Genomic DNA, 22,165 nt, shown 5'->3' with positions numbered 1-22,165 from the left:
TTAACAATAAATGTTTTTATAACAATGAAAAAACTATTTTTATCATTAAGCGTAATTGCCTTATTAGCAACCGCTTGTAACCAAACCAACAGTGCCGAAAGCACTACCGAAACCGATACTACCCAACAATCAATGGCAGATCAACGTGAAGCAATGACCGAAAATCTTTCATATGCAGGTACTTATGAAGGTGTGTTACCTTGCGCTGATTGTGCAGGTATCAAAACTACCCTTACTGTTGAAAAAGAAAGCTATACCCTTAAAGAAGAATATGAGGGTAAAGAAGGAGTGTTCGATTCTAAAGGCTCTGTAAGCTACGATGCCGAAAAACAATTACTAACCCTTACAGATGCTGCTAATGCAAACGATAAAAGATGCTATCGCGTAACCGAAGGTGCTTTGAAAATGCTAAGTGCTGATGGTAGCGAAATCACCGATACCGAGCTTGCAGCTAAATACGTACTAAACAAAAAGTAATATTGATTACCTTATGAGCACATTAGCAAGCACTGTTTGCTAATGTGCTATTTTTTTTATATTAACTCTATGAATTTAGAACAAGAAATACAAAAACGCCGCACCTTTGGCATCATTTCTCACCCCGATGCTGGTAAAACTACCCTTACCGAAAAACTTCTTCTATTCGGAGGGGCTATACAAGAGGCTGGTGCCGTAAAATCCAACAAAATAAAAAAAGGAGCTACTTCCGACTTTATGGAAATAGAACGACAACGCGGTATCTCGGTAGCTACTTCAGTACTTGCTTTTAATTACAAACAACACAAAATTAATATCCTCGATACCCCCGGTCACAAAGATTTTGCCGAAGATACCTTCCGTACCCTCACAGCTGTCGATAGTGTAATTGTTGTCATAGACGTTGCCAAAGGGGTAGAGGAACAAACCGAAAAACTCGTTGAGGTATGCCGTATGCGCAATATCCCAATGATTGTATTTATCAATAAGTTAGACCGTGAAGGAAAAGACGCCTTCGATTTGCTTGACGAAGTAGAACAAAAATTAGGACTAAAAGTCTCTCCTCTGAGCTTCCCTATAGGTATAGGTTACGATTTCAAAGGAATTTATAATATATGGGAGAAAAATATCAACCTCTTTTCAGGCGATAGCCGCAAAAATATAGAAGAAACCATCTCCTTTGATGATATCAGTAGCCCCGAATTAGAGAAAATAATTTCTCAACAATCAGCTGCCAATTTGCGCAACGATTTAGAACTCGTATATGAAGTATATCCCAAATTTGATAGAGAAGCTTATTTGCGAGGCGAGCAGCAACCCGTATTCTTTGGCTCTGCACTCAATAATTTCGGCGTAAGAGAATTGTTAGACTGTTTTGTAGAAATAGCACCCTCACCTCGCCCTAAAATGAGTGAAGAACGACTCGTACTCCCCAATGAACCCACTTTCTCTGGATTCGTTTTCAAAATTCACGCCAATATGGATCCCAATCACCGCGACCGTTTGGCTTTTGTGAAAATAGTTTCAGGAACTTTTGAGCGTAATAAACCCTATTTACATACACGATTGGGCAAAAAACTTAAATTTTCAAGTCCTAATGCCTTTTTTGCCGAAAAAAAAGAAGTAGTAGATATATCCTATGCAGGCGATATCGTAGGTTTGCACGACACGGGCAACTTCAAAATAGGCGATACCCTCACCGAAGGAGAAGTACTTCATTTCAAAGGAATACCAAGCTTCTCGCCAGAACACTTCCGCTATATCAATAACGCCGACCCTCTCAAATCTAAACAGCTCGAAAAAGGTATCGATCAGCTAATGGATGAAGGGGTAGCACAGCTCTTCAAGTTAGATTTCAACGGAAGAAAAGTTATTGGTACAGTAGGTGCGCTTCAGTATGAAGTAATTCAATACCGATTAGAACACGAATACGGGGCAAAATGTAGCTATGAGAACTTTCCTATCTACAAAGCCTGCTGGGTAGAAGCCCCAGCCAACCCAAAAGACCCCCAGTATTTAGACTTTTTGCGCGTAAAACAAAAATTCTTAGCTCGCGACAAGCAAAACCAATTAGTCTTCCTTGCCGATTCTGCCTTCTCTATCGAAATGGTAAAACAAAAATACCCAACCCTAAAACTCCATTTCACTTCAGAGTTTTAAACAATAATATTAATAACAAAAAAAGCTGTCTTAAAAAGTCCAACCTTCTTAAGACAGCTTAATTTTTCATTATTGTTTAGGTAAGTTTACCCCTTTTATTTATTAAAGAATAAGCATCGCATCACCATACGAGTAGAATTTGTATTTCTCTTCCACAGCCTCTTTGTATGCTTTCATAATCAAATCATACCCCGCAAACGCAGCAACCATCATCAAAAGAGTAGATTTAGGCGTATGAAAGTTAGTAATCATCGCATTAGCAACACTGAAATCATAAGGAGGAAAAATAAACTTATTTGTCCAACCATCAAACGGATTTACAAGCCCCGCCGATGATACCGAGCTTTCCAATGAGCGCATTACAGTAGTACCCACGGCACAAATCCTTTTCTTTTTCTCCTTAGCATTATTAATAATTTTACTAGCTTCTTCAGGAATGTGTATTTCCTCACTATCCATTTTGTGCTTAGATAAGTCCTCCACTTCCACAGGATTAAAAGTACCCAAGCCCACGTGCAAAGTTACTTCAGCAAATGTAATCCCTTTTATTTCAAGGCGTTTCATCAAATGTTTAGAAAAGTGCAATCCCGCAGTAGGCGCAGCCACAGCCCCCTCGTGTTTAGCGTAAATAGTTTGGTAACGCTCTTCATCTTCAGGCTCTACAGGGCGCGATATATATTTAGGTAGTGGTGTTTGTCCTAGCTCCACCAAGCGTTGGCGAAACTCCTCATAAGTACCATCATACAAAAAGCGCAATGTACGCCCTCGCGAAGTCGTATTATCAATCACCTCAGCCACCAAATCACTATTTTCTCCAAAGTAAAGCTTATTGCCAATACGTATTTTACGAGCAGGGTCTACTAGCACATCCCACAAACGCTGGTCAGCACTCAGCTCACGAAGCAAAAATACCTCTATACGCGCCTTAGTCTTCTCTTTATTGCCATATAGGCGCGCAGGGAAAACCTTCGTATTGTTAATTACAAACACATCACCGTCATCAAAATAGTTGATAACATCCTTAAATAATTTATGCTCTATTTCACCCGTTTTGCGATGTACCACCATTAGCCGAGCCTCATCGCGGTTTTCGCTAGGATACTCTGCCAATAGCTCCTTGGGTAAGTCAAAATTGAAGTTTGAAAGTTTCATATATTTTTCAATTCAATAAGTATCTATTTATAAACGATATGCCAGCCCAATAGCTATATGTCCATATTTATAACTATCACTCGGCACACCCTCTTTTCTTTTAGCATTAGGAAGATAAAAATTAATATCTACACTCCCTATAAACCCCTTCCATTCACCGTAGCCACTCAAGAACAAACGCGCATTCACACCTTTAGCATCACCAAAATTCAAATTAGGACCTATCCCCACCTGTGTACCGTATTCTTTGTGCATACCCCCTATGATATACAAAAACGATACCTGATGAATGTGGTTATAACGACTGTAATCATCGTTCTGTTGCGTTTGTAAAAAAGTGTAATCTACCCTTGCACTAAATAAGGATAACTTTCTTACTCTTAAAAAATCCTCCTCCACTATTTTATATCTATCTGCTTGAAGAAAAACATTAATACGCGGACGAAATGAAAAAGAAACACTTGAAGAGCTATTAGTGTCAGGCTTTTCCCGATCATTGTTATACAAAAAAGGAAGCTCAGCACCCACAACAAAATTATTCTTAAGCGTTTGTGTTTGTCCCCAAGAAAGAAAAGTAAATAAAGATAATAAGAAAAGAAGATAAATCTTATTCATAGTTTTTGTGAATTTATATAAAAAAAAGTCGGGATGACTGGACTCGAACCAGCGACCACACGCACCCCATACGTGTACGCTACCAACTGCGCCACATCCCGATTTTATTTTCTTGCAGCTGCAAAAGTATAACCTTTTTCTAAATCTACAAAATAAATTGACAAAAATATTTTTAACAGTAGCTTATATTACTGATTGCTAATCTTTTCTACTTTCTTCATATCAGGCAAAAAATAAGCAATTAACCCCATTAGCGGTAAAAAAGAACAAACCTTATATACAAAATCAATACTTGTAATATCTATAAGTCGCCCCAAAACTGCCGAAGCCAAACCACCCATACCAAAAGCAAATCCGTAAAAAAATCCCGAAATCATCCCAATCTTCTTAGGCAATAACTCCTGCGAATATACCAAGATAGACGCAAATGCCGAAGCTATAATAAACCCAATCAGCACGATGAGTACACCCGTAGTAGCCGCATCCGCATAAGGCAACCAAAGCGCAAAAGGAGCAGTCCCCAAAATAGAAAACCAAATGATAAACTTCCGTCCTACTTTATCGCCAAAGAACCCCCCAATGAGCGTTCCTAATGCCACAGCACCCAAAAAATAGAACAAATAGAGCTGCGCTTCAGCATTCGTAAAACCAAATTTACCAATAGTATAAAACTGAAAATAATTATTGATAGCCGAAGTGTAAAAATTCTTACTAAATACCAATAACATCAGTATAATCATAGAGTTGTGTATCTGTGCTTTGGTAAGGTTAGGCACTGCTATCGTTTTTTGTACCTTTTTCTTTTGCAACTTCAGCATAATACTTCGCCATTTGCCAATCATTGCTAGCACCCCCATTGCCAATACCCCTATCAGCGCAAACCATATGATGCGCTCCTGATGTGCCTCTTCTACTAATTGCCCATCTACAACCTTCCTACTAAAAACAAACAAAATAACCAACAAAGGAGCTAATGCAGTCCCTAAATTACCACCCAACTGAAAAATAGCCTGAGCAAACGACCGCTTCCCACCCGAAGCCAAAAACGCCACCCGTGAAGCCTCAGGGTGAAATACAGACGACCCAATCCCTATCAGCACCACCGAAACCAATATAAACGGATAACTATTCGCTATAGATAACAAAATTACCCCCAATGTAGAAAAACCCATACCCACCAATTGTGAATAAGGTTGAGGATGCTTATCAGTATAATTTCCCACCAAAGGCTGCAATATTGAAGCCGACATCTGGTAGCAGAACGTAATAATACCAATTTGCGCCATAGTCAGCACATATTTAGCCTGAAGAGCAGGGTAAATAGACGCAATAATCCCCTGTATCACATCATTAAGACCGTGAGATAAAGCTATGAGTAGCAAAATACGATATTGAGTGTTGTTTTCTTGTTCCATTTTTAACCTCTTATTTTCAAGGCGCAAAAGTACAAAATAATGTTTAATAGGCAATGATTATCTTTAGTCAATACCCTCCCAATTCAGAATTCAGAATTCAAAATTCAAAATTACTAAACCTTCAGCGAAGGTTGAGCCCCTCGCTGGCGCAAGCTTGTAGCTTGTGCCCAATTCCCCCTTCGCTGAAGCTGTCCAAAAAGTCTTTAAAAGTACTACTTCGGCATCTCCCCCCTTTTGAAGGGGGGAAGGGGGGATGTTAATAATCAATTAGTTACAAAAATATTCTGTTCATTAATAAGCTTGTTTTAAGCTAAAATAAAACTTTTTGGACACCCTCCAATTTCCCTCGCTGGCGCAAGCTTGCAGCTTGTGCCCAATTCAAAATTCAAAATTCAAAATTCAGAATTACCAAACCTTCAGCGAAGGATGAGCGAAGGTTGAGCGAAGGATGAGCGAACAATAACACCTCAAAAAAAAGAATATAGAAAACTTTTTTTGTTTATTAAGTTTTTTTGTAGTACCTTTGCCCCCAAAATTAATGAACCCTATGAAACAAGAAATAGTAAAACGTGCTATGGACGACTTTATGCGGTATGGATTCAAAACCTTTACAATGGAAGACTTGGCACGAAAACTCGGTATGTCTAAAAAAACACTCTATGAGTACTTCCCCTCCAAAAACGATCTCGTAGAAGCCTGCTTAGATTATGCCTTAGATATAACCGTATCCAAAGCCGATACTTTTCTGCAAGGCGAACATTCCCTTATAGAAAATGTATTCCGCAACCAAAAAAAAATGCAAGATATATTCAACTTCAACAGCGTTCGCCCCATTTGGGAACTAAAAAAATACTACCCCAAAACCTACGAACGTATGGATGCTGAATTTACTAAGTGTGATTACCTATTTGTAGATAAAATTTTAGAACAAGGCTGGAGCGAAAACCTTTTCAGAAAAGATATCGACCTCCAATTCTTCAAAATCTTTTACGTACAAGTACAACGTTCCAGTTCCCTTACCGATGTCTTTTCTGAAAACGACTTCTCTCTTTGGTATATCAATCATACAGTAGTTGAATATATATTCAGAACATTGGTAAATCAAAAAGGATTAGAAGAGTTAGAACGTGTATTACAAAAACTTAGAGAAGAAAAAATAATATGAAAAAAATCTTATACACCCTCTTAGCACTGCTACTTGCAGCCTGTGCTAAAGAACCCACCCAAGCACAACAAAATACCAATAAAAACGTACCCTTAGTAAAGGATGTACAACAAATATCCTATCAGCGCAATGACGGCAAGCAAATTACTATCTATGGCGAAATCATAGCACCCAAAGACTATCAACAACGCCAATTACCCTTAGTAATCCTATCAACAGGCTTTGGTAGTAGTTTAGATTTTGTTGCACACCCTTATGCCGAAGCTATCGCCGAAAAACAATACGTAACTTACAGTTTCGATTTCTACGGAGGCAATGACGGAAGCCGTAGCGGGGGTAGTATGACCGAAATGTCCCCCTTTACAGAAGCTGATGACCTTACCGCCGTGTTAAACTACCTACGCGAAAAACCCTTTGTAGATAAAAACAATATCTATCTATTTGGTTTTAGTCAAGGAGGCGTAGTATCCTCAATCGTAGGGACTCAAAACCCCGATAAACTAAAAGGAATGATACTGATAAACACCGCTTTTATGCTTTTTGATAATGCACGAAACACATTCCCTACCGTCAGCCATATCCCCCCTACAAGCACCTTCCTCGGTAAAACTATTGGTAAAGTATATTTTGAACGCGCCCTCAGTTATGATATTTACGCCGAACTGCCCAAATTTAATAAGAAAGTGCTCATCATACAAGGCGAAAAAGATAATTTAGTGCCCTTGCAATGCGCTCAGCAAGCCCAACGCACTTTCCCCAATGCAACACTGAAGACAATTCCCAATGGCGGACATATATTTACCAATAAGCAAAACGCCATCCTAATACCCTACATCAAAGAATATCTAAAATAAACAACAAACGCCTAAAATAATAAGAAAAACGATGAAAAAAATCATTACAAGCATCTTAATAGGTAGCTTCAGTGCCATAAGTATAGCACAAAATAAAGAACTAACCCTACAAGAGGCAATACGTTACGCCTTAGAACACAAAGCCGATGCCGAAAAAGCCCGCTTAGATGTCAAAAAAAGTGAATACCAAATACAAGAGGTACGTGCCAATGCCCTGCCCAATCTTTCAGGTACTGCCGCTATGATACACAACCCCAAGTTGCAAGCTACCTATATTGATGGTAGTGCCTTCGGTTTTCCAGGGAGTGAGCCTCTAAAAATGGAAATGGGGCAAAAATGGACAGCAAATGCAGAAGCTAAACTTACCCAAGTACTCTTCAACCAAGCTGTTTTTATGGGGCTAAAAGCAGCACGCACCACCCGCGAATTTTATATGCTCAACCAACAGCTTACCGAAAACGATATTATTGAAAAAGTAGCCAAAGCCTACTATCAAGTTTATCAAACACGCCAAACATTGCAAAACATAGAAGCCAACCTTGCTCTTACTGAAAAAACAGCAGGAGTAGTAAAAGGACTCAACGAAGCAGGCTTAGCTAAAAAAATAGACCTCGATCGTACTACAGTGGCTATCAACAACCTCAAATCAGCAAAACAACAAGCCCTCAACGGACTGCAACTTACCGAGAATGCACTCAAATATATGATAGGAATGCCAATGAATGAACTCATTACGCTCCCCAAAGAAGGCTTTGAAGCTAATTACGACCTCGCTTTTGAAAAAAGTAGTACCAATAACCGTATCGAGCTACAAGTGCTTGAAAAACAAAAACAACTCTTAGACCTGAATGTCAAAGTAAAACGTGCAGCGCTCTATCCTTCATTAGCCTTGCAAGCTACTTATGGTTATTTGAGTATGGGACCCAAAATGCCTATTGTTTATGGCAAAAAAGATAAAGTCTATGGGGCAGACTATTCGGCTATTACTTTAGGGCTCAATGTACCTATTTTCTCAGGTTTTGGCAACACTGCCAAAATACGCCAAGCACAAATTGAAAGTCAGGCTTTAGAAGCTACCCTCAAAGATACCCGTCTTGCTATGGATTTAGCTCAAGAAAACGCCCATAGCCAGCTAAGCAACAACCTCCTTACGATAGAGTCTCAAAAAGAAAACGTAAAATTAGCCGAAGAAGTGCTCCTCAATACCCAAAATAACTATCAGCAAGGCTTAGCTTCCCTCACCGATTTGTTAGATGCTGAACGCTCGCTATCAGACGCTAAAAATAACTATACTAACGCTCTTTTAGACTATAAATTAGCCGAAATAGAACTGCTGAAATCACAAGGAAAACTACAATCTATAAAATAGAAAACAAAAAAAGCTGCCCAAATTAGGCAGCTTTTTTTTGTTTTTATGTATTTCCTATTTCAATATCAATTCAGATGTTCCCACTTCGGCTAAGCGGTCATCATATACGGTGATTTTATACGTTCCTTTTTCAAAATCTTTAGTAGCTTTGCTTATAAAATCACACACATCTACACTCTTGTTGCTGTAAATAAACTTGGTAGCAGTACTGTAACGGATACTTACTCCTGCTTTGCTTTGTTCTTCATTAGCTCCTAATACTGTCCCCGAAGGCGCACTCACTTTGATGTAGAAAAATCTATTGCCTTTTTTAGCTATTTTATTGCCTTCCACAGTAAAGCATACCCGTATTTTATCGGTAGCACGTGCCTTTTCTGTTATTTTGTTTTTAGAGCCTTTCACCCCTTCAGCTACCAATTTAGCTATTTGTAGTGCAGCCCCCTCATCTACTACCTCTTTTAGCTTTTTAGCCTGTTGCGTAAGCGAATCGAGCTTTGCCGAACGGGCACTCAGCTGGGTAGAAATACTATCTAAGTTCTTGCGAATACTCCTATTCACTCTTAATAGTGAGTCATTCTTTTTTAATAAAAAGTCGCGTTCTTTAGCAAGTGCAAAAGCCTGATTTTTATATCTTGCCAATGCCGATATATTTACCTTCATAGCCTGCAACGAGTCTATGTATTTCCTAATTTTGTTGCGCGCTTCTAGCAAGTCACTACTCACGTTTTTGTTCTCATCTACAACCCTGTCGTAGCTGTTCTTGAGTGCTTTTAGCTCGTTCTCCACTTGTGTTTTCTGTTTTTGGAAGTCCAGCTCAGTCGCTTCCTTGTCTTGATAAAGCGAATAGGTGTAATACCCCAAACCACCTGTAGCTAAAGCTAATAATAGAATGATAATCTTAGAGAAAACACCGCCCCCTTTAGGTGGTTCTTCATCAGTATTAATTCCTGAATTGTAAGCAGGGAGTGCAGCGTTTTTGGTAGTGGTAGAAGATTCGTAGTTATTGCTCATAATGTTTAACTAATTTATTGGTGCAAAGGTAGTAATAAAAAAATACAAACAAAAAAAATTAACTTTTTATTTGCATTTGAAAAAGATATATTACTTTTGCATCGTTTTTTTTAGATTACTAACAATGATTATACGTTATTTTGCCATTATTTTTGGCTGTTTGGGTATAGGTGAATTGATAGTAGCCCTTACCCATATTCCTTTCCCTTCAAGTATTATAGGGATGCTTGTTCTCACGCTTGCCTTACATTTTGGCTGGATTAAACTTCAGGCTATTAAAGCCCTCTCCGATTTGTTGATTTCTAATTTAGGACTCTTTTTTGTGCCCCCAAGTATTGGTATTATGGCTTATTTTAAGCAAATAGGGCAAAATTTTTTAGCCATTTTTCTCTCTATCATCATCAGTACTGTAGTGGTGATAGTTGTTACAGGACACGTGTATCAATATCTACGCAAAAAACTTAAACTAAAATGAAATCAATAGCTGAAAATCAGGTGTTGCTATTGGCAATTACCTTTATTCTTTATTACGGAATATTGTTGTTGCAGAAAAAGTATAAATCAGTATTCCTAAATCCCGTATTACTCACTGTAATAGTACTTATTTCATACCTTACTATTTTTAATATATCGCCATCTAAATACGAAGAAGCAGGACAGTATATAGATTTTTGGCTAAAACCGTCTATTGTAGCACTTGGGGTGCCACTTTATCTGCAAATTTCTAAAATCAAGAAACAGCTCATTCCGCTGATAGTTTCACAGTTTGTAGGAAGTCTTTTTGGAGTTCTTACAGTATGCCTCGTAGCTAAATGGATGGGGCTGGCAGATGATATTGCTATTTCATTAGCACCCAAATCGGTTACTACGCCCATTGCTATTGAAGTTACTCGTATGCTGCACGGTATAGAACCTATTACCGTAATGGCTGTGATGACTACAGGCTTTTTGGGGAATATCTTTGGCATTTCACTCCTTAGCTGGTTTCACATCAAAAGCCCTATGGCAAAAGGTATTTCATTAGGTACCGCTTCGCACGCTTTGGGTATTATGGCAGCGTTTAATTTGAGCGAAAAATACGCTGTTTATGCAAGTTTAGGAATGATATTCAACGGGATTTTTACAGCACTTATAGCCCCTACTGTAGTACATTTGCTATTTTAGAGTTAGTCTTTAGCCTTTAGGCGTTAGCTATGAGGTATCTGCCTATGACCAGCAACTAACCTCTAACGGCTAAAACTGGCACAGATTTTGCACTTTTTACTATAGAAAAAAACATTAATTTACAGTAAATATGAAAAGAGTAACCCTTTTAGTAGTCAGTCTATTAGCAATGATAGTTACTTCTTGTGCAAGTATCTACGTAACTACCGATTATGACAGCCAAACAGATTTCAGCACCTATAAAACCTTTGCTTTTTTTAAAGAAGGTGTAGATAAAGCAGAAATCTCGGACTTAGATAAAAAGCGTATTTTGCGTGCTATTGAAGCCAACCTTTCCCAACGAGGAATGACCCTTTCCGAAACCCCCGATATACTTGTAAATATATTCACACGCGAACGTGAAAATATAGATGTATATGACAATTATTCACCCTATTATTGGGGTTGGGGGATAGGCTACGGACCCTTTTGGGGTGGTGCTAACTATAGTGTAAGCCGAAATTCTGAAGGTATCTTGTATATAGAAATCATTGATGCCCAAAAGAAAGAACTTATATGGCAAGGCAAAGGAGTAGGCTATTTGCCACAAAACCGAGAGCGTAAAGAAGAAGCTATTAAAAACTTCGTAAATAAAATATTAGAAGAATATCCTAATAAAAATAAATAATTAATCAAATTATGAAAGCACTTATTATCGTTGATGTACAGAATGATTTTATGCCTACAGGAGCTTTGCCTGTACCTAATGGAGATGAGGTAGTTTCTGCCATTAATGCCGAAATGAAAAACAATTACGACCTGATTGTAGCTACCCAAGATTGGCACCCTGCTAATCATAAGAGCTTTGCGAGCAATCACCAAGGAAAAAAGCCTTTTGAGGTGATAAAATTGGGCGGAATTGACCAAATTCTTTGGACAGACCATTGTGTGCAAGGAAGTTTTGGAGCAGAATTACATAAAGATTTAGATATTGCACCCATAGCAGCTGTTTTTCGTAAGGGAATGAATCCAGAGGTGGATAGTTATAGTGCTTTTTTTGACAATAACAAGCAAAACCCTACGGGATTACACGGTTATTTGCAGGAAAAAGGTATTACTGAACTTGTGATTTGTGGCTTAGCAGGTGATTTTTGTGTGGCATATAGTGCTGAAGATGCCCGCAATTTAGGCTATAAAGTATCTCTTTTTGAAGCAGGAATTAGGAGTATTGGCTGTTAGCGAATGCACTATATAAGCTCCAAATACAAACGGAAAACAACTGTTTGAAAAGAATGAGTATAAGAAGAAATTGAAACTAAATATAAAATAGAAACCATAAAAACAACTACCAATGAAGAGATTTATTCAATTTATATTTTGTTTCCCTACTTTTGTGATGTACTCACAACAAGTAGATATAAAAAGCTTGCTTAAGCAAGCTGAAGCGGGACTGGTAATAGCACAAGGAAGTTTGGCTATAGAGTATTATACAGGAGAGAATGTAGCAAAGTCATATGAAAAAGCATTTTATTGGGCACAAAAGGCGGCTTTACAAGAAGAGGTTAATGCTCAAAATTTGTTAGGACTTTTCTATGAAGAGGGGGTTGGTACTACTCAATCGTACGAAAAGGCTTTTGAATGGTATCTAAAAGCAGCCAATCAAGGAAATGTAGATGCACAAAACGATGTAGCAAAATGTTATGAAAAGGGACAAGGGGTAGCACAATCGTACGAAAAGGCTTTTGAATGGTATTTAAAAGCAGCCAATCAAGGTAATGCTCTTGCACAAAACGGTGTAGGTTTTGCTTATGAAAACGGGGAGGGAGTAGTGCAATCTTACGAAAAGGCTTTTGAATGGTATCTAAAAGCAGCTAATCAAGGTAATGCTGTTGGACAAAACAATGTAGCGGAATGTTATGAAAAGGGACAAGGGGTAGCACAATCATACGCTAAAGCTGCTGAGTGGTATCAAAAGGCATTTGCAAGTTATGAAAAAGAAGCTAAAAAAGGCGATGCTGATGCTCAAAGAGAAATAGCCTGGTTTTACTACAACGGAGATGGAGTAGCGCAATCGTATGAAAAGGCTTTTGAATGGTTTCTAAAAGCAGCTAATCAAGGTGATGCAGATGCTCAAACTCAATTAGGGGTATGTTATGAAGATGGGGAAGGAGTAGAGGTAGACCCAACAAAGGCAGAAGAGTGGTATTTGAAAGCTGCTAAACAAGGTAATACTAGAGCTCAATTTTTGTTAGGACTTTATTATATAACAAAAATTGAAATAGAAAAAGCTTTAATATGGTTTGAAAAAGCTTGTAAAGCTGGTGATCAAAGTGCTTGTGAAAGATATGAGACCTGGAAAGAAAAGAAATAATACTTTGTGTAAGTTCTGATAGTAAATGTATTTTTAATTTGATTTTTTGAATATAATTTTGCAGGAATTAAAATTTGTTGTACCTTTGCAGCGCAAACAAGCGAAAATAGCTCAGTTGGTAGAGCGCAACCTTCCCAAGGTTGAGGTCGCGGGTTCGAGACCCGTTTTTCGCTCTTTTTTAACTAATAAGAGGGTGTCCGAAAAGTTTTGTTTTGTGAGAGCGATTTGCCAATCGCTCCTACAATGTGAATAAAAGTGATTGATTATCAGTATAATTAACTTTTTTAAACTTTGAAAGTTTGACAAAGTGTGTGGTGCAATCATATTTTTAAAACTTTTCGGACAGCCTTTTTTACATTAAATAATCCTTAAAATTTATTTTATTTATGAACATACAAAAATCAATAGTTTTGAAAAAAAACAAGCTCTATGATGAAGATTACAATTTAAGCGAAGGTCAGTTAGAAGAATTTTACCAACAAGAAACGGAATGGAAGGAGAAAATGAAACATATTGATATGAATACTATTTTTGATCAACTTAATAAAATTGTTCCTAAAGAAATAGATATAAATGCTGATACTTTAAGATTTAACTATCTTATAAAAAAACATTTGATATAATTATGAGGAGGATTTTTGTAGATACTAATGTACTATTAGATGTTCTATTAAGACGCAAAAATTTTTATAAAGATGCAGAAAGGCTATTTAACTATTGTGTAGAAAAACAAATTGTTGTTTATATCTCATCATTGTCTGTCGCTACCATAAACTATATCTTATCAAAAATTTTTACAGAGAGTGAAGTAAGAAAAATGTTAGAGTTCATCTATCAATTTGCATCAATCCTTCCTTTTGACAAAAAAATAGTTTTTTCAGCTCACTATTCGGCTTTTAAAGATTTAGAAGATGCATTTCAGTATTTCACTGCTAAACAATACAATATACCCATTATAATTACACGAAATCAAAAAGATTTTTTAGTAGATGATATTTCGGTTATAACTCCAAAAGAATTTCTTGATTCTATTGTCAAATAAAACATTATTCATAATTTGTTATTTAAATTATTTTTGTATCTTTGCCCCATTATTTAACATCTCACTAAATGAACAATTTAAAGAATATGAGTCAGTTAGCACTCTTTTGTGCTTTGATATGCAGTACTCGTAAGAGATACGCAGGGCATCAATATTCTTTACCATTGCAGTAGCTATATTTTTCTTTTGAAAAATGTAGCTATTTTTTTATGCAACATAATAAAATGACAAATAATATACCCTTAACCTCATCACGACTTACACTTCGCCGGTGGCAGCTTTCTGATAGTGCTAATTTGTATGAATTGGCTAAAAATCCTAATGTTGCTCTTATAACTGGGTGGAATCCTCACCAAAACGAAGAAGAAAGCCTATATGTTATAGAACATATTCTTTGCAAGCCGCATATATTTGCTATTTGTCTGGCTGACAATACAATTATAGGCAGTATAGGGTTGCACTTTCAGGGAAATAGCAACTGCCCTTTGGAAGAAAATGAAGCTGAACTAGGATATTGGTTAGGTGAGCCATTTTGGGGAAAGGGATATGTTACTGAAGCCTCTAAACTTATGATTAAATACGCCTTTGAACAGTTAGGGTTAGAGCGATTAAAAGCTGTTGTTTATGAGCAAAACAGAGCTTCTAAGCACGTGCTTGAAAAGTGTAATTTTGCTTTTCAACACTCTTTAGAGAACCAAATTGCACCTTTAACTGGGCTGATACACAATCATTTGTTTTATGTTTTAGAGAAGAATTAAATAAAAAACACAGCAAGAACTATATAAAATGCCAAAAAGAAACGACCTACATTGTGTTCTGCTCATCGGGTCAGGACCTATTATCATTGGGCAAGCCTGCGAGTTCGACTACTCAGGCTCGCAATCATTGCGCTCATTGCGCGAAGATGGTATTAAAACCATACTCATCAACTCTAACCCAGCTACCATTATGACAGACCCCTCTATGGCAGATGTGGTCTATCTGAAACCTCTCACCACTAAATCGTTAGTGGAAATTCTAAAAGCACACCCCGAAATAGATGCTGTACTCCCTACAATGGGCGGACAAACAGCCCTCAACCTTTGTATTGAGGCTGACGAAAAAGGTATTTGGAAAGACTTTGGGGTAGAAATTATCGGGGTAGATATTGATGCAATACAAATCACTGAAGACCGCGAGAAGTTCCGCGTGTTGCTCGATAAAATAGGTATCCCTATGGCTCCGTCTGAAACGGCTACTTCTTTCCTCAAAGGAAAAGAAATCGCACAACGCTTTGGTTTTCCACTCGTAATACGTCCGTCCTTTACTTTGGGCGGTACAGGAGCTTCTATTGTCTATAAAAAAGAAGATTTTGATATGCTCCTCAATCGCGGTTTGGAAGCCTCGCCTATCCACGAGGTGCTTATTGATAAGGCTCTTTTAGGATGGAAGGAGTACGAGCTCGAACTCTTGCGCGACAAGAACGATAATGTGGCGATTATCTGTACCATTGAAAATATGGATCCTATGGGTATTCATACAGGAGATTCTATTACTGTAGCCCCTGCAATGACCCTATCCGACCGCACTTTCCAACGTATGCGTGATATGGCTATTAAGATGATGCGCAGTATAGGTGATTTTGCTGGAGGGTGCAATGTGCAGTTTGCCGTGTCGCCTGATGAAAAGGAAGATATCATTGCTATTGAAATCAACCCACGAGTATCGCGCTCTTCGGCTTTGGCTTCTAAGGCTACAGGTTATCCTATTGCTAAGATTGCTACCAAACTGGCTATCGGTTACCATTTAGACGAGTTGCAAAACCAAATTACCAAATCTACTTCTGCTTTCTTCGAGCCTACATTAGATTATGTGATTGTAAAAATACCGCGTTGGAACTTTGATAAGTTTGAAGGCTCTGACCGTACTATTGGTTTGCAAATGAAGTCGGTAGGAGAGGTAATGGGTATAGGACGTTCTTTCCAAGAGGCATTGCAAAAAGCTACCCAATCGCTCGAAATCAAACGCAATGGTTTGGGAGCTGACGGCAAAGGCTATAAAAACTACGAACAAATTATCGAGAAACTTACTTACCCTAGCTGGGATAGGGTATTCGTGATATACGATGCCGTACAAATGGGTATTCCGCTGAGCCGTATACACGAAATCACCAAGATAGATATGTGGTTCCTCAAACAATACGAAGAACTCTGTGCGCTCGAAAAAGAAATAAGCAACTACAAGATAGATACCTTGCCTAAAGAACTCCTTTTTGAAGCCAAACAAAAAGGCTTTGCCGACCGACAAATTGCTTATATGCTGAGCTGTTGGGAGAGTGAAGTACACAAAAAACGCGAGGAACTGAACATACGCCGTGTATTTAAATTAGTAGACACTTGTGCAGCTGAGTTTAAGGCGCAGACTCCTTACTATTATTCTACCTTTGAGGCGCCTATTCGCACTGCTGACGGCAAGGAATACGTAGCCAACGACAGTATAGTAACCGACCGCAAAAAGGTGGTAGTACTCGGTTCAGGTCCTAACCGCATAGGGCAGGGGATTGAGTTCGATTACTGCTGTGTGCACGGGGTATTGGCTGCTGAAGAGTGTGGTTATGAAACCATAATGATTAACTGCAATCCTGAGACTGTCTCTACCGACTTTGATACGGCTAACAAACTCTATTTTGAGCCTGTGTTCTGGGAATATATTTATGATATCATTCAGCACGAAAAACCAGAGGGAGTTATTGTACAGCTCGGCGGACAAACGGCATTGAAGTTGGCTGAGAAATTAGATAAATATGGTATTAAAATCATAGGTACCAGCTTCCAGTCGCTCGATTTGGCAGAAGATAGAGGTAGTTTTTCAACGCTGCTGAAAGAAAATAATATTCCTTATCCGCGTTTTGGCGTTGCTGAAACTGCCGATGAGGCGCTTAAACTCGCCGATGAACTTGACTTCCCGCTACTCGTACGTCCTTCCTACGTATTGGGCGGACAAGGGATGAAGATTGTGATTAACAAAGAAGAATTAGAAGCCCACGTGGTAGACCTCTTGCGCAAGATACCTAATAACAAACTTCTTCTCGACCATTATTTGGACGGTGCCATAGAAGCTGAAGCCGATGCGATATGCGATGGCGAAAATGTGTATATCATTGGTATTATGGAGCATATAGAGCCTTGTGGCATCCACTCAGGCGACAGTAATGCTACCTTGCCTCCATTCAACTTGGGTGAATTTGTTTTGCAACAAATAAAAGACCATACTCATAAAATAGCCTTAGCACTCAACACGGTAGGACTTATCAATGTGCAGTTTGCTGTAAAAGACGATGTAGTGTATATCATCGAGGCGAACCCACGCGCTTCGCGTACAGTACCGTTTATCTCTAAAGCTTACCAAGAGCCGTATGTGAACTACGCTACTAAGGTAATGCTTGGCGAGAAAAAACTCACTGATTTTCATTTCCATCCGCACTTAGAGGGCTTTGCTATCAAGCAACCTGTGTTCTCATTCAACAAATTCCCGAACGTAGATAAGAAACTCGGTCCTGAAATGAAATCTACTGGCGAAAGTATCTTGTTTATAGATAGCCTTAAAGATGATGCTTTCTACGATATTTATACAAGGAGGAAGATGTATTTGAGTAAATAGTTAAGAGACTCGACAACCAATAACTAATCTATTTTCTTATAAGAAATTGGCTTTGAAAGATATTTAAAACATTGCTTTTTGCAATCACCCCAGTATTGACAGCAACGGAATTATTTTAATAGTTTTTTTAATAACATTTTATTTTTCGATTATGATGAAAAATTTTTTAAATATGAAAGTAGAATTTTCTAATTTTAAAATAATCACCATAACTTCTATTTTAGAGACTATTATTTTGGTTTTTACCCCCGTTGCTGCATCGGGCGTGATGTGACAAATTCATTCCTATTTGAAATAAAACTATATTATGCTCCGTTTATTCTTATTCCTTCTCCCTTGTCTCGCATTCGCACAATATCCTAAAGCAATGGATTTTAGCAAGCTCTATCAGGGCAAAATAGATAGTGTCGCAGTTATACATCGTACGGGCTGGACAAAAGAAACTTCATGGTCTGAAGCTCCTGAAGAAGAACGTATTACTGAGGAGCGAAAGAGGCTGCCTCTATCCAAAGGAAAGCGATTGCTTAAAATATTGAAGGATAAAACAGTTTATAAAGAAGAATATACTTGGGTGATTGAGGTTGTAAATAGTTTTCTTTTCTATGCAAAGCGAATAACTCTTTTGTAATAGGCAAAGTATCTACTGCTAAAATATAAAAAACTTCCATTATTTTGATAAAAGCAGATAATAGCTAAAAAAACATTGAAAATGACTTGTTATTTATAATAATTATATTATTTTTGCACCCCGAAATTAATAAGAAATATTTTAAATAATAATCATTATGAGGATACTCTTTTCATTATTGTGCTTTTGTTGTGGCTTGCTTTCTGTTGTTGCCCAGCAGGTTACTGAGGTACGTGGGCGTGTAACAGATGAAAATAATCAACCACTTATTGGGGTAGATGTCGTCTTAGAAGGTACTACTATAAGGAGTAAGTACCGATGACAAAGGCTTCTACAACTTGCTGAATGTACCTATAGGCAAACAAACGCTTGTATTTAGCTATTTAGGCTATCGTCCTATGAAAGTGCGTACCGATGTAGCTCCTAACCCCAGCGGTACACACACGCATTTAGATGTACAACTTTTAGAAGAACTGACTGCCTTGCAAGAAGTAGAGGTTATAGGGCGCAAAGAAAGCTCCTATAAAAATACCAACTCTTTTATAGGTACTAAAACAGCTTCGGCACTTAAAGAAGTACCACAGTCAGTAGGGTATGTTACTAAAGAGCTTATTTTAGACCAAGGAGCCACTACTATAAACGAGGTAGTGAAGAACATCAGTGGGGTAAATGCCTATTCTACTTATAACGACTTTTCTATACGAGGCTTTCGCGCTACAGGTAACCGCAATTCGGGGAATTTAATTAATGGTATGCGCGCTCAATCTAGTCTTTGGAAACAATCATCTCTTGCCAACATAGAGCGCGTAGAAGTGATTAAGGGGCCTGCTTCGGCACTCTTTGGCAATGCCGCACCTGGTGGGGTAATCAATCGTGTTACTAAAAAGCCACTACTAAGCGCACAACACAATATAACAGTGGGGGTAGGTAGCTGGAATACTCTCAAAACTTATGGTGACTTTACAGGACCGCTAAACCAAGAAAAGACTTTGCTTTACCGCTTAAACTTAGGTTATGAGAAAACCGACTCTTTCCGTGATTTACAAGGTTCTGAAAGTCTTATCGTAGCTCCTTCATTCTCCTATATTCCTACAGAAAAAACACAACTGAACGTAGATTTTGTTTACCAAGACTTCAATGGTAAAATAGATCGTGGGCAGCCCTTCCCTGCTAATGGCAATTTGCATTCTACACCTATATCTATGTCGTTGAGTGCTGCCAATGACTTCCTTAAAGAAAAAACCTTGAATACTACTATAGGTCTCACCCATAAGTTTACCAACAATATTTCGTTCAATGCTATATATCTCAATTCTACCTATTCTGAAGATATGCAAGAACACACTCAAGCCAATGCTTATTATAAGCAAATAGGCAATAACTTGCGCTATGCCGACCCTAATAAAGTACTAATGGTAGCCAACCAGCGCAAACGCTACTTTGCTAATAACAGCTTCAATACTTATTTCAACTTCAATTTCAGTACAGGAGTGGTAAAACACAAGTTGCTAGTAGGGTATGATTATTTTGTTTCTGAACAAAAAGCAGGTTCTTCGGCAGTAGCGGCTGATGGTTATTTAAATAAAGATAAAACCAAAACCGAAAAAACGTACACCACTACAGCAAATGTATTGGCAGGCAGTGTGCAAACACCCACTACCAATGTGCCGGTGTTCAACCTGCTGAATCCTATTGCAGGGAATGGTTATAAAGATATTAGCAAGTATATTTGGAAGCAAGCAGGCAATCTCGATCCCTACGAACAAAGTTCACAAGGCGTGTATGTACAAGAGCAAATGGAAATTAGTATCGTGAAATTGCTCATTGGGTTACGACAAGAGTGGTTTACCGAGATACTCAATAAAACCACTAATAAAGAAATTACTCGCAAAACAACTGCCTTTGTACCTCGTGTAGGTTTGGTAGTAGAAGCTTCAGAAAATATCAATCTGTATTCCACTTGGGTAAAAGGATTTGATGTACAGCGTTCAGACTTTCAGGCAGATGCCAATCGTTATGGAGGGCCGTTTGATTATATGAAGAGTGAACTTTACGAAATAGGTATGAAAACCGAATGGTTTCAGAAACGTTTAAGTGCTACCCTTTCGGTGTTTAAGATTAAACAAGAAAACTCCTTAGAGCAAAGTCCTAAAGCAGGCAAGCCCGATTGGCGTGTGCCTGTAGATGAAGAGTCTAACGGTTTTGAACTTGATGTAGCGGGACGTATATTGCCACATTGGAATATCATTGCCAATTACGCCTATACCGATGCTCGTATTGTGAAACTAAAAGCAGAAGGAGCTATCAGAGATATAAATGTACAACGCCCCAGCACTCCTCGCCACGCAGCCAACCTTTGGACGAAATATATTATTCCTGAAGGAAAGCTGAAAGATTTAGGGATAGGGTTAGGAGTAAATTACGTAGGTGAGCGATTAGGACAAGTAGGCAGACGAGCTACTGCTACAGCTTACCCTGAATACACTATCCTGAATGGTGTACTTTACTATCGTGTAAAAGAAGTACAATTGCAGTTGAATGTAAATAACCTACTAAACCGCACCTATTGGATTAGTGGTTATGACAACCTTCGTAACTTCCCTGGAGCTCCCCGCAATGTAAATGCTACCGTTACCTATCGTTTTTAGAAATATAGGTATATATTTCACATAACACTTAATTTTTTTATTCCTATATAAATCATATTTACCCAACAACCCCAATACCCTATTCAAACAGAAAAAAGGTAACTATTAAGAATTTTTCCTATAAGTTACTGTAGTAAGTAATTTTTCAGGTTGTTTTTTTAATAAACCTATTTTCAGTATATGACACTAAAAAAAGAGACTATCTTTTGACGGATAGCCTCTTTTTTATGTTTCAAATTAGTTTCTTCTCATCAGTGATAATAATATGCGCAATACATACCAGTAAAGCAACATTATTGAGGAAAACATCTGTAGTGCAGCACCTACATATTGGTCAGTTTGGTATACGTTCTTAATGTTGTAAGTTTCGTATAAGATACCACCACCAGCTAAACCTACCATTAGGAGCGAAAACCACAAGCCTAAATCAAAGCCAAAGATAGCTCCTGCTACGATAAGCCCCAAAGATACAAAGCCGCCTATTACCAATACCGAACGCAAGAACGAAAAATCTACACGAGTGAAGAATACCAGCGCTGTAAGTCCTCCAAAAAGTGCCAAAGTAATAATCCCTGCTTGTGCCAAAATGGCAGTGCCGCCCATTATCATTGCGAAAGCTATCATTGGCAGGAAGATAAGTGCTTCTAAAAATACGTAGAAAGCCAAGCCCATATACTGCGTATTGCGGTCTTGTGATTGTGTCCATCTTTGGGCAAGCATAGAGCCCAACCAAAAGCCACCCAACACAAACATCCATACCCATTTGCCTTCTATCATTTTAAACATAAACTCTTGCGGAATGACGAGTTGTAAGGCAGTTTCTACCGCTATAAATGCCAATAAGGCAATCGCCACGTGGCTATATGTCTTTCGGTAAAAAGTAGCCTGCGCTTCGGGAGCTGCATAGCTCACCAATTGTGGTGCTTGGTAGCTGGTGTTGTAACCCGTGTTGTAATTAGAATTGTAACTCATAGTTT

The 22,165-nt window shown here is 38.2% G+C and carries 22 protein-coding genes and 2 tRNA genes; 18 read left to right on the top strand and 6 right to left on the bottom strand.

Features of this window, described 5'->3' with window-relative positions; genetic code table 11:
- Positions 1-24 precede the first annotated feature (24 nt).
- A complete protein-coding gene (locus J4N46_RS01235) occupies positions 25-477 on the top strand; it encodes a copper resistance protein NlpE (RefSeq protein ID WP_208057609.1) in 453 nt (150 codons plus the stop codon).
- Between the two features lie 69 nt (positions 478-546).
- Positions 547-2,136 (top strand): peptide chain release factor 3, encoded by a 1,590-nt coding sequence (locus tag J4N46_RS01230; protein ID WP_208057607.1) that lies wholly within the window; start codon positions 547-549, stop codon positions 2,134-2,136.
- Between the two features lie 102 nt (positions 2,137-2,238).
- Here the strand turns inward: J4N46_RS01230 and queA are convergent, their stop codons facing one another.
- The 4 genes from queA to J4N46_RS01210 form a co-directional block, all read right to left on the bottom strand.
- Complete coding sequence (gene queA, locus J4N46_RS01225; RefSeq protein ID WP_009415540.1) at positions 2,239-3,288, bottom strand: tRNA preQ1(34) S-adenosylmethionine ribosyltransferase-isomerase QueA; 1,050 nt, start codon at positions 3,286-3,288, stop codon at positions 2,239-2,241.
- 27 nt (positions 3,289-3,315) lie between these two features.
- A complete protein-coding gene (locus J4N46_RS01220; protein ID WP_208057604.1) occupies positions 3,316-3,903 on the bottom strand; it encodes a hypothetical protein in 588 nt (195 codons plus the stop codon).
- Positions 3,904-3,931: 28 nt separating this feature from the next.
- Positions 3,932-4,004: transfer RNA gene (locus tag J4N46_RS01215), tRNA-Pro, on the bottom strand.
- Positions 4,005-4,091: 87 nt separating this feature from the next.
- Positions 4,092-5,318 (bottom strand): MFS transporter, encoded by a 1,227-nt coding sequence (locus J4N46_RS01210; RefSeq protein ID WP_208057602.1) that lies wholly within the window; start codon positions 5,316-5,318, stop codon positions 4,092-4,094.
- Between the two features lie 538 nt (positions 5,319-5,856).
- On the opposite strand from J4N46_RS01210, the gene J4N46_RS01205 reads away from it, so the two are divergent.
- The 3 genes from J4N46_RS01205 to J4N46_RS01195 are packed head-to-tail and all read left to right on the top strand — an operon-like array spanning position 5,857 to position 8,706.
- A complete protein-coding gene (locus J4N46_RS01205; RefSeq protein ID WP_208057598.1) occupies positions 5,857-6,483 on the top strand; it encodes a TetR/AcrR family transcriptional regulator in 627 nt (208 codons plus the stop codon).
- Positions 6,480-7,337, top strand: coding sequence for an alpha/beta hydrolase family protein (locus tag J4N46_RS01200; protein ID WP_208057594.1), 858 nt, complete (start codon positions 6,480-6,482; stop codon positions 7,335-7,337). Before J4N46_RS01205 ends, J4N46_RS01200 begins: the two co-directional genes overlap by 4 nt.
- A 31-nt stretch (positions 7,338-7,368) precedes the next feature.
- The gene (locus tag J4N46_RS01195) at positions 7,369-8,706 is read left to right on the top strand and encodes a TolC family protein (RefSeq protein WP_208057590.1); all 1,338 of its coding nucleotides are present in this window, start codon (positions 7,369-7,371) and stop codon (positions 8,704-8,706) included.
- 54 nt (positions 8,707-8,760) lie between these two features.
- Here the strand turns inward: J4N46_RS01195 and J4N46_RS01190 are convergent, their stop codons facing one another.
- Complete coding sequence (locus J4N46_RS01190; RefSeq protein ID WP_208057586.1) at positions 8,761-9,717, bottom strand: hypothetical protein; 957 nt, start codon at positions 9,715-9,717, stop codon at positions 8,761-8,763.
- 124 nt (positions 9,718-9,841) lie between these two features.
- Here J4N46_RS01190 and J4N46_RS01185 point away from each other — a divergent pair, with 124 nt between their 5' ends.
- The 13 genes from J4N46_RS01185 to J4N46_RS01130 all read left to right on the top strand — a co-directional run bounded on the left by J4N46_RS01185 (position 9,842) and on the right by J4N46_RS01130 (position 21,188).
- Complete coding sequence (locus J4N46_RS01185; protein ID WP_009414878.1) at positions 9,842-10,192, top strand: CidA/LrgA family protein; 351 nt, start codon at positions 9,842-9,844, stop codon at positions 10,190-10,192.
- Entirely contained in the window at positions 10,189-10,881 is a 693-nt protein-coding gene (locus J4N46_RS01180; protein ID WP_208057582.1) for an LrgB family protein, read from the top strand. Before J4N46_RS01185 ends, J4N46_RS01180 begins: the two co-directional genes overlap by 4 nt.
- Before the next feature lie 130 nt (positions 10,882-11,011).
- On the top strand, positions 11,012-11,548 hold the full coding sequence (locus J4N46_RS01175) for a DUF4136 domain-containing protein (protein ID WP_009414880.1): 537 nt from the start codon (positions 11,012-11,014) through the stop codon (positions 11,546-11,548).
- A gap of 11 nt (positions 11,549-11,559) precedes the next feature.
- Positions 11,560-12,099, top strand: coding sequence for a bifunctional nicotinamidase/pyrazinamidase (gene pncA / locus J4N46_RS01170; protein WP_208057580.1), 540 nt, complete (start codon positions 11,560-11,562; stop codon positions 12,097-12,099).
- A 112-nt stretch (positions 12,100-12,211) separates the two neighbouring features.
- On the top strand, positions 12,212-13,231 hold the full coding sequence (locus tag J4N46_RS01165) for an SEL1-like repeat protein (protein WP_208057578.1): 1,020 nt from the start codon (positions 12,212-12,214) through the stop codon (positions 13,229-13,231).
- Between the two features lie 100 nt (positions 13,232-13,331).
- Positions 13,332-13,404, top strand: a tRNA-Gly gene (locus J4N46_RS01160).
- A gap of 213 nt (positions 13,405-13,617) precedes the next feature.
- Positions 13,618-13,854 (top strand): hypothetical protein, encoded by a 237-nt coding sequence (locus J4N46_RS01155; RefSeq protein WP_009414885.1) that lies wholly within the window; start codon positions 13,618-13,620, stop codon positions 13,852-13,854.
- Positions 13,855-13,856: 2 nt separating this feature from the next.
- Positions 13,857-14,273: a type II toxin-antitoxin system VapC family toxin gene (locus tag J4N46_RS01150; RefSeq protein ID WP_208057576.1), complete on the top strand. Its 417-nt coding sequence runs from the start codon at positions 13,857-13,859 to the stop codon at positions 14,271-14,273.
- A 209-nt stretch (positions 14,274-14,482) separates the two neighbouring features.
- A complete protein-coding gene (locus tag J4N46_RS01145) occupies positions 14,483-15,031 on the top strand; it encodes a GNAT family N-acetyltransferase (protein ID WP_208057574.1) in 549 nt (182 codons plus the stop codon).
- 28 nt (positions 15,032-15,059) lie between these two features.
- Positions 15,060-17,912, top strand: a complete 2,853-nt coding sequence (carB, locus tag J4N46_RS01140) for a carbamoyl-phosphate synthase large subunit (RefSeq protein ID WP_208057571.1) — start codon at positions 15,060-15,062, stop codon at positions 17,910-17,912.
- 367 nt (positions 17,913-18,279) lie between these two features.
- The gene (locus J4N46_RS01135) at positions 18,280-18,540 is read left to right on the top strand and encodes a hypothetical protein (RefSeq protein ID WP_236013524.1); all 261 of its coding nucleotides are present in this window, start codon (positions 18,280-18,282) and stop codon (positions 18,538-18,540) included.
- Between the two features lie 157 nt (positions 18,541-18,697).
- Positions 18,698-18,862 (top strand): carboxypeptidase-like regulatory domain-containing protein, encoded by a 165-nt coding sequence (locus tag J4N46_RS12580; RefSeq protein WP_236013516.1) that lies wholly within the window; start codon positions 18,698-18,700, stop codon positions 18,860-18,862.
- Positions 18,863-18,878: 16 nt separating this feature from the next.
- Positions 18,879-21,188, top strand: a complete 2,310-nt coding sequence (locus J4N46_RS01130) for a TonB-dependent siderophore receptor (protein WP_236013508.1) — start codon at positions 18,879-18,881, stop codon at positions 21,186-21,188.
- Positions 21,189-21,425: 237 nt separating this feature from the next.
- On the opposite strand, the gene J4N46_RS01125 is transcribed toward J4N46_RS01130, so the two are convergent.
- On the bottom strand, positions 21,426-22,160 hold the full coding sequence (locus J4N46_RS01125; protein WP_208057562.1) for a Bax inhibitor-1/YccA family protein: 735 nt from the start codon (positions 22,158-22,160) through the stop codon (positions 21,426-21,428).
- Positions 22,161-22,165: the final 5 nt, after the last annotated feature.

It is taken from the genome of Capnocytophaga bilenii (genome assembly GCF_017565765.1).
GTDB classification, from domain to species: Bacteria; Bacteroidota; Bacteroidia; order Flavobacteriales; family Flavobacteriaceae; genus Capnocytophaga; species Capnocytophaga bilenii.
Note: the sequence above shows the minus strand (reverse complement) of the source record. Positions and strands in the feature narration are given on the sequence as shown.